Annotated in this window: 8 protein-coding genes; 3 read left to right on the top strand and 5 right to left on the bottom strand. The window is 67.1% G+C overall.

The genetic code is table 11. From position 1 onward, the window contains the following. The 4 genes from HY058_15720 to HY058_15705 all read right to left on the bottom strand — a co-directional run. On the bottom strand, positions 1 to 750 hold a 750-nt coding region (locus tag HY058_15720), incomplete at its 3' end, for an Hsp70 family protein (protein ID MBI3498746.1). Positions 751 to 1,137: 387 nt separating this feature from the next. Then, positions 1,138 to 1,746 carry a nucleotide exchange factor GrpE gene (gene grpE / locus HY058_15715; GenBank protein MBI3498745.1) on the bottom strand — a complete coding sequence of 203 codons (609 nt, stop codon included), beginning with the start codon at positions 1,744 to 1,746 and terminating at the stop codon, positions 1,138 to 1,140. A gap of 11 nt (positions 1,747 to 1,757) precedes the next feature. Continuing rightward, positions 1,758 to 2,798 (bottom strand): heat-inducible transcriptional repressor HrcA, encoded by a 1,041-nt coding sequence (gene hrcA / locus HY058_15710; protein ID MBI3498744.1) that lies wholly within the window; start codon positions 2,796 to 2,798, stop codon positions 1,758 to 1,760. Between the two features lie 307 nt (positions 2,799 to 3,105). After that, on the bottom strand, positions 3,106 to 3,447 hold the full coding sequence (locus HY058_15705; GenBank protein MBI3498743.1) for a hypothetical protein: 342 nt from the start codon (positions 3,445 to 3,447) through the stop codon (positions 3,106 to 3,108). Between the two features lie 297 nt (positions 3,448 to 3,744). Between HY058_15705 and rph the strand changes: the two genes are divergently transcribed. After that, positions 3,745 to 4,464: a ribonuclease PH gene (rph, locus tag HY058_15700; protein MBI3498742.1), complete on the top strand. Its 720-nt coding sequence runs from the start codon at positions 3,745 to 3,747 to the stop codon at positions 4,462 to 4,464. 6 nt (positions 4,465 to 4,470) lie between these two features. On the opposite strand, the gene HY058_15695 is transcribed toward rph, so the two are convergent. Next, positions 4,471 to 5,361 (bottom strand): glycosyltransferase family 2 protein, encoded by an 891-nt coding sequence (locus HY058_15695; GenBank protein MBI3498741.1) that lies wholly within the window; start codon positions 5,359 to 5,361, stop codon positions 4,471 to 4,473. 50 nt (positions 5,362 to 5,411) lie between these two features. On the opposite strand from HY058_15695, the gene rdgB reads away from it, so the two are divergent. Together rdgB and HY058_15685 are read left to right on the top strand one after the other, a co-directional pair. Then, a complete protein-coding gene (rdgB, locus tag HY058_15690) occupies positions 5,412 to 6,704 on the top strand; it encodes an RdgB/HAM1 family non-canonical purine NTP pyrophosphatase (GenBank protein ID MBI3498740.1) in 1,293 nt (430 codons plus the stop codon). Next, positions 6,701 to 7,861, top strand: coding sequence for a coproporphyrinogen III oxidase (locus HY058_15685; GenBank protein MBI3498739.1), 1,161 nt, complete (start codon positions 6,701 to 6,703; stop codon positions 7,859 to 7,861). The genes rdgB and HY058_15685 overlap by 4 nt, the downstream gene beginning before the upstream one ends. The last annotated feature ends 46 nt before the right edge of the window (positions 7,862 to 7,907 follow it).

Genomic DNA, 7,907 nt, shown 5'->3' with positions numbered 1-7,907 from the left:
ATCGAGGCGCAGATCGATGTCGTGCTCGGACTTGAAGCTCGTCACGAGCAGATCGATGAGGCGCTCGTCGAAGTCCTCGCCGCCGAGGAAGGTGTCGCCGTTGGTCGACTTCACTTCGAAGACGCCGTCGCCGATCTCGAGCACGGAGACATCGAAGGTGCCGCCGCCCAGATCGTAGACGGCGATGGTGCCGGTCTTCTTCTTCTCCAGACCATAGGCGAGTGCCGCCGCGGTCGGCTCGTTGATGATGCGCAAGACCTCGAGGCCGGCGATCTTGCCGGCATCCTTGGTCGCCTGGCGCTGGGAATCGTTGAAGTAGGCGGGAACCGTGATCACCGCCTGGGTGACCGTCTCGCCCAAATAGGCTTCGGCGGTTTCTTTCATCTTCTGCAGGATGAAGGCGGAAATCTCCGAGGGGCTGTACTTCTTGCCGCCGGCCTCGACCCAGGCATCGCCATTGTCGTGGCGGACGATCTTATAGGGCACGAGACCCATGTCCTTCTTCACCATCGGATCTTCGAAGCGCCGGCCGATGAGGCGCTTGATGGCGTAGAGCGTGTTGGATGGATTGGTCACCGACTGGCGCTTGGCAGCCTGGCCGACCAGGCGCTCGCCCGCGTCGGTGAAGGCGACGATCGACGGCGTGGTGTTGACGCCCTCGGCGTTGGGAATGACTTTCGGGGTCTTTCCCTCCATGACCGCGACGCAGGAATTGGTCGTGCCGAGGTCGATACCGATCACTTTACTCATAGGCTGACTTCCTCTTTCACTGGCAGGCCGAAGCGGCCCGGGATGGCACCGCTAGAGCCCCCGATGGATGCGTTGGCCCCCCCGCCCGCGGCCTCTTGCGAAATCCGCTCATATCGGATCCGAAAAAGAAGCCACAGGCTCCGTGGGTATATAGTTGCGCCCTGGCACGCATGCAACCGCGAGACCGCCACCGGCGGCGAGGGTTTCCGCCAGCTGCCGCTGGGATATTTCCGGCCTCTGCGGGGATCGGTTGACGGGGCGGCTCGGCGGCCGGGCATGCCGGCTGCCGAAGACCGCTTCCAGCGGCCGGGCCGGGATCGATCGCGTGCGCCGCCGCGCCCGGGGTTCGCGTTTTGGACCCCTTCGCCCTGCCACTCGAGGCGCCTTCTAGGCGGTCTCGTCGAGATGCGCGGTCTTCTCCTGCTCGGGTGCGGCACCCTTGGCCACGCCCACCATCGCCGCACGCAGCAGCCGGTCATGCAGCACATAGCCCGGCTGCAGCACCTGGACGACCGTGCCCGCCGGCTTGCCCGAGTTCTCCACCTCGAACATCGCCTGGTGCAGATTGTAGTCGAAGGGCTCGCCCACGGGCTCGACCCGCTTGATCGCGTGCATGTCGAAGGCGGAGAGGAGCTGGCGCTCGGTCCCTTCGATGCCGACCAAGAGCGCGTCCAGGACCTCATTCTCCTTGCGAACGCCCGGCGGCACCAGCTCGAGCGCCCGGCGCAGATTGTCGGCAACCGCGAGCACGTCGCGGGCGAGCCCGACGGCGCCAAAGCGCTTGGCTTCGTCGCGCTCGCGCTCGGCGCGGCGGCGTACGTTCTCCGCTTCCGCCAAAGCCCGCAGCAGCTGGTCCTTGAGCTTGGCGATCTCCGCATCGAGCGCCGCCTCGCGGCCGAGGCCCTCGCCGGCGGCACCGGCGTCGTTCGCCGGCGTCGTCCCGCCCGGCTCGCCGCCGGCAGCGCTTCCGGTGTCTTGCTTGGGCTCGTCGGTCATCTCGTCTCCATTCATGGTGAGCCGAGCAGGCGGCCGATCAGCTTTGCCGTGTAATCGACCATCGGCACGATGCGCGCATAGTTCATGCGCATCGGACCGATCACGCCGATCGCACCCACCACCTGCTCACGCGTGTTGCCGAAGGGTGCGACGATCATCGAGCATCCCGCCAGATTGAACAGCTCGTTTTCCGCTCCGATGAAGATCTGCACGCCCTGCGCGGCGTTGGTCGCATCGATGAGGCGCAACGTCGACTCCTTGCCTTCAAGCTGCTCCAGCAGCATGCGGATGCGCTCGAGATCCTCGAGTGCGGTCACATCGTCCAGAAGATGCGCGCGGCCGCGCACGATCAGATAGGCATCCTTGTTGCCGCCGCTCCAGGTGGCCAATCCGGCCTCGACCACGCGCGAGGTGAGCTGATCGAGCTGCGCCTGCTGATGGTCGATCTCATCCAGGATGCGGGCGCGCGCCTCTTCCAGGGTCGAGCCGACGAGACGGGCATTCATGTAGTTGCCCGCCTCGGTCAAGGCGGACGGGGTGATTCCCGCCGGCAGCTCCAAGACCCGGTTCTCGACCATGCCGTTCTCCGAGACCAGCACCACCAGCGCCCGTCCGGGTCCAAGGCTGACGAACTCGATGTGCTTCAGGGAAATCTCGAGCTTGGGCGAATAGACGAGCCCGGCGCAGCGGGTGAGGCCGGAGAGCGTGGCCGAGGCTTCCTCGAGGATTTCGGTCAGGCTTCGCCCGCGGGCGGCGCATTGCCCGTCGATGGAGCGCCGTTCCTCCTCCGATAGGTTGCCGATCTCCAGGAGGCCGTTGACAAAGAGGCGCATGCCCGCATCGGTCGGCAAGCGCCCGGCGGAGGTATGGGGGGCGTGCAGGAGGCCGGCGTCTTCGAGATCGGCCATGACGTTGCGGATGGTCGCCGGCGACAGCTGCATGCCGAGCCGGCGCGAAACCGTGCGGCTACCGACCGGCTCGCCGGTCTCGACGTAGGCTTCGACGATGTGCCGGAAGACTTCTCGGCTGCGCTCGTTGAGCAGGGTGATCATGGCTCGGCTGGTACGGCCCCCCGCGACCGATCGGTGTTGGCCAAACTCTGGGCTAGTGTCGTGAATCTGAAATTCGTTATCACGAATTTCAGATTCAGGTCGACACTAGCTTATTGAAAATACAGTGTGCCGACCGTTCCGATGTTCGCCGGCAATACCGGCGAACATCGGAACCGGCACACCACCGTACCGGCCTACTTAGTGTTCGACTGCAGCAGCGTCAATGCGCGTAGAAGCCGGCCGCGGCAATCGACAGCGATCGTCCAGGCGCAAGCACGCCGGCGGCAGTCCGCCCGCCCAATTGACCTCAAGTGCCGCGGAACAGCCCTAGAAGCTCGGTCGGCCGCTGGTTGGCGATGCTGAGCTTCTGTTCTTTCAGTTGCTGCTGCACCTGGAGGGCCTGCACGCGAATGGCCTCGCGCGACAGGTCGGAAGGCTGCACCGCCTCGGAGTTGAGCTTGCCGCTCTGCGCCGCCGTGGCGATCGAGGCCGCCTTGGAGAGGTTGACCACGTCCTGCACGCCCGCCGGCGGCGGTGCGACCGCGGGCGCCGAGGCGCCCTTGTCGCCGCTGCCGCGATTGACGTTGACGCGGTTCAGCTTCTGCAACGCGGCAAGAACGGTGGCGTTGTCGGGGATCTGGGTTGCCATGGGGGCTCGATTCCTATTCTAGAAATTCTGGAAACCCGCCGCCTGGTCGGCCCCCCGAAGCCGGGGTGGCTCCGCCCGCGCCTCTGCGCGCTCCGCATCATCGCTGAATGTGCGGGTATTGTTAATAAACAAATGATCATCAATTGCATTTTTCAGGGCGAGGGTCGGGGAGGGGGGCCGGCGCGGGGCGTGCCCAGAGCCCGCCCCGGCCCTGGCCCAGGCGGCTTCGAGCCTGTATGGTCTCGCCCGCTCGGGACCGGTCGCTGCCCAGAAAGCGAGCTAAATCAGGGAGGTTGCATGCGTCCGTCCGGCCGGAGGGATGATCAGATGCGCGTCGTGGCGCTCGAGCCCGGCGTCAGCAAATACGCCGAGGGGTCCTGCCTCGCCCGGTTCGGGGACACCCATGTTCTCTGCACCGCCTCGCTCGACGACCGGGTGCCGCCGTTTCTCAAGGGCAGCGGCAAGGGCTGGGTCACGGCGGAATACGGCATGTTGCCGCGCTCCACCAACACCCGCAACGACCGCGAGGCGGCCAAGGGACGCCAAAGCGGCCGCACCCAGGAGATTCAGCGCCTGATCGGCCGTTCGCTCAGAGCCGTCACCAATTTGGCCCAGTTGGGCGAGCGGCAGGTCAAGATCGACTGCGACGTGCTGCAGGCCGATGGCGGCACGCGCACGGCGGCGATCACCGGCGCCTTCGTCGCCCTCCATCAGGCGTTCCAGCACCTGGTCCGCCTCAAGGTCATTCCCGCCGTGCCGCTGGACGACCATGTCGCCGCCATCTCCTGCGGCCTGGTTCAGGGATTGGCCGTGCTCGACCTCGACTACGCCGAGGACTCCTCCGCCGAAGCCGATGCCAATTTCGTGCTGACCGGCGCCGGCAGGCTGGTCGAGGTGCAGGCGACCGCCGAGGCCCGGCCCTTCGAGGAGGCGGTGCTGTCCAGGATGCTGAGCCTGGCCCAGGGCGGCGTTTCGGAGTTGGTCGACCTGCAAAAGCGGGCGCTCGGGCTCGGCTAAGGCAAGTTAGCTGCGGCCCAGGCGGACGGAACGGGCCTGCCGGCCGGCAAGATAGCCCCAGGTTCCGCCCAAGCGCCCGCCATAGCGCCGGTGCTTGGCCTCGGCGCCGAGGAGCCGGTAAGTCCCCGCCTTCATGGCGAACAGCGCCAGACGCGGGAGCGCCAGCGCCAAGGCGGCGGCGCGGCCGTGATGCTTTGCTTCCATGTGGAGGCGCGACCAGCCCTGGTGCCAGTGCTTCCAATAGTCGAGCCCGGCAACGCCGTCGCTGGAACGTCCGGCCAGGTGATCGACATGGGCATCCGCCACATGCACCAGGCTCCAGCCGGCATGGGCGAGGCGGAGGCAGACATCGTCATCCTCGAAATAGAGGAAGATGGCCTCATCGAAGCCGCCGACGCCGGCGAACGCTTCCAGGCGAAAGCACATGGCGGAGCCCGCGAGGTAGAGGGCGCAGCAATCGCCGTCCGGGATGACCTCCTTACCGCCGGCCTCCGACCAGGCGCCGAACAAAGGTTGGCGACCGAATTCGAGGCGGCCGCTGCCATCCCACGAACAAGGCGCCAAGAGGCCCGCCTCGGGATAGCGGGCGGCCGCCGCGGCAAGAGCGTCCAGCGCCCCCGGACGGAGCCGGGCATCGGGGTTGAGGAGAAGCCCCATGGGCGTGGTCACTTCCGCCAGGCCGAGATTGGCGCCGGCGCCGAAGCCGCGATTGTCGCCAAGCGGCAGGATCCGCATCTCCGGTCGGATGGCGCGGGCGATGGCGACGGTCTCGTCGCCGCTGTCATTGTCGACCAGCACGACCGGGATCGCCCTCGGGATCCCAGCCAGGCAATCGGCAATCACCCGCGCGCTGTTATAGGTGACGGTGACGACGCTGATCGGGGTGGCGTCCGCCATGGGAGGATGAGCCTGCTGCAGCCGGAATGGGCCTATGCTATCCCGCAATCATGGATGTCACGCCGGGTTATTACGACTTCGAGCGCCGGGAGGTCACGGCCTTCCTGCCGGAGAACGCCGAGCGGATCCTGGAGGTCGGCTGCGGCACCGGCGCCACGCTTGCCTATCTCAAATCCGCCGGCCTTTGCCGATGGGTTGGCGGGGTCGAGCCGGCGCACGCTCCCGGTGCCATCGCCCGCAGGCACCTCGACGGGTTCTGGGCCATCGACATCGAGAGCGAGCTGCCGACGATCGGATTGGGCTCGCTCGACGCCGTGCTCTGCCTCGACGTGCTCGAGCATCTCCGCGATCCATGGTCAGCGGTCAGAAGGCTGGCGCCGCTGTTGCGGCCGGGCGGCGTGCTCATCGCCAGCATTCCGAACCTTCGCTACTACAAAGTCGTGCTGCCTTTGCTGCTGAGAGGGGAGTTTCGGTACGCCGAGGGCGGCATCCTCGATCGCACGCATCTACGCTTCTTCGTCGAGAGAACGGCGCGCGAGCTCATCCAGCAAGGTGGGTTGGTGGTGGACCGCGTCGAGCCTCTGGGCCTCAAGCCCAGAACGGCGAAGTGGTTCCTCAACGCACTTTCGGGACGCCGGTTGACCGGGCTCTATGCGCGCCAATATCTGCTGCGCGGCGTCAGGCTCGATCCCGCCGCCGCCAGCTCGGATAGGTCCCAATCCATGCATCGCCGGTTCCAACATCCGCGTCTGGTCATCGCCAGCCATAATGGCGGCAAGGTCCGCGAGATCGCCGATTTGCTGCAGGCCTTCGCGGTCGAGGTCGTGGCGGCGGGCGCGCTTGGATTGCCGGTGCCCGAGGAGACCGGCGACAGCTTCGCTGCCAATGCGCGGCTGAAGGCGCTGGCCGCGGCCAAGGCAACGGGGTTGCCGGCGCTGGCCGATGACTCAGGGCTTTGCGCCGAGGCGATCGGCGGCGAGCCCGGCATCTTCACCGCCGATTGGGCCGGGCCCGAACGCGATTTCGCGATGGCCATGCGCCGCCTGGAACAGGCGCTCGCCGGCAAGACCGACCGGCGCGCGCATTTCGTCTCGGCCTTGGCCTTGGCCTGGCCCGACGGCCATGTCGAGACCTTCGAGGGCGAGGTCCATGGGCAGCTCGTCTGGCCGCCCCGCGGCGAGAAGGGATTCGGCTACGATCCGATGTTCGTGCCCGAAGGCGAGACCCTGACCTATGGCGAGGTCGATCAGGGCTGGAAGCACCGAACCAGCCACCGCGGCCGCGCTTTCGAGAGGCTGGTCGATGGCTGCTTCGGGGGCTGCTTCGGGCCGGCGCCGCCATGACCGCGCTCAAGGACGCGCTCGCCGTCTACATCCATTGGCCGTTCTGCCGGTCGAAGTGCCCCTATTGCGACTTCAACAGCCATGTGGCCGAAGCGATCGACCAGGCGCGCTGGCGCGAGGCGCTCGCCCGCGAGATCGACTGGTACGCGGCGAAGAGCCCGGGCCGCACGGTCACCAGCATCTTCTTCGGCGGCGGCACGCCCTCCTTGATGCCGCCGGAGACCGCCCAGCACCTCATCCGCCAGGTCGGTCTCCGATGGGATGTGGCGAGCGACGTCGAGATCACCCTTGAAGCCAATCCGACCAGCGTCGAGGCCGGACGCTTCGAGGGCTTCCGCGCCGCCGGGGTCAACCGCGTCTCCTTGGGCGTCCAGGCGCTCAACGACCGCGATCTCGCCTTTCTCGGCCGCGGCCACTCAGCCAGCGAAGCCTTGGCGGCGGTGGCGGTGGCGCAACGCCTCTTCCAGCGCAGCTCCTTCGATCTGATCTATGGCCGCCCGCACCAGTCCGTTGCCGCCTGGCGGGCGGAGCTCGAGGCAGCGCTCGCCCGCGCCGGCTCGCATCTCTCGCTCTATCAATTGACCATCGAGGAAGGCACGCAGTTTCACACCCGCTATCAGCGCGGTGATTTCGAGTTGCCCGACGACGAGCTCGCCGGCGCGCTTTACGAAGAAACCCAGCGCGTCCTGGAGCGCGCCGGCCTCCCGGCCTACGAGATCTCCAATCACGCTCGGCCCGGCGAGGAGTCGCGGCACAATCTCACCTATTGGCGCTATGGCGATTATGTCGGCATCGGCCCCGGCGCCCATGGCCGGTTGCGCCTGGCAGACGGCAAATACGCCCTCAATCAGATCCGCGCCCCGGACTCTTGGCTGACGGCGGTCGAGGCCGCCGGCCACGGCACCAAGGGATCGACCGTCATCCAACCGGCAGAGCGGCTGCAGGAGCTGTTGATGATGGGGCTCCGGCTGGTCGAGGGCGTCAGCCGCGAGCGTTTCCGCGGCGAGACCGGGTTCGAGCCGGAAGCCGCACTCTCCCAGGCGAGCATCGCCGCCCTGGTCGAGGGCGGCTTTCTCGTTCTAGACCGTTCGGGGCTGCGCGCGACCGCCGCCGGAAGGCAGCGTCTCAATGCCGTGCTGGCGAGGCTGCTCGCCTAGCCTCCGGCGATGGCTAGAGGGTTTCGCGGAAGGCGGGCACGTCAAA

The sequence above is a fragment of the Pseudomonadota bacterium genome (assembly GCA_016195085.1).
Lineage (GTDB): Bacteria > Pseudomonadota > Alphaproteobacteria > SHVZ01 > SHVZ01 > JACQAG01.
This window is presented reverse-complemented; position numbering and strand designations above follow the sequence as displayed.

Excerpts from the sequence above, each read along its gene's own strand:
- HY058_15695 (MBI3498741.1), bottom strand. The coding sequence starts at position 5,361 with ATGGCGGACGCCACCCCGATCAGCGTCGTCACCGTCACCTATAACAGC.
- grpE (MBI3498745.1), bottom strand. The coding sequence starts at position 1,746 with ATGACCGACGAGCCCAAGCAAGACACCGGAAGCGCTGCCGGCGGCGAG.
- rdgB (MBI3498740.1), top strand. The coding sequence starts at position 5,412 with ATGGATGTCACGCCGGGTTATTACGACTTCGAGCGCCGGGAGGTCACG.
- HY058_15685 (MBI3498739.1), top strand. The coding sequence starts at position 6,701 with ATGACCGCGCTCAAGGACGCGCTCGCCGTCTACATCCATTGGCCGTTC.
- hrcA (MBI3498744.1), bottom strand. The coding sequence starts at position 2,798 with ATGATCACCCTGCTCAACGAGCGCAGCCGAGAAGTCTTCCGGCACATC.
- HY058_15705 (MBI3498743.1), bottom strand. The coding sequence starts at position 3,447 with ATGGCAACCCAGATCCCCGACAACGCCACCGTTCTTGCCGCGTTGCAG.
- rph (MBI3498742.1), top strand. The coding sequence starts at position 3,745 with ATGCGTCCGTCCGGCCGGAGGGATGATCAGATGCGCGTCGTGGCGCTC.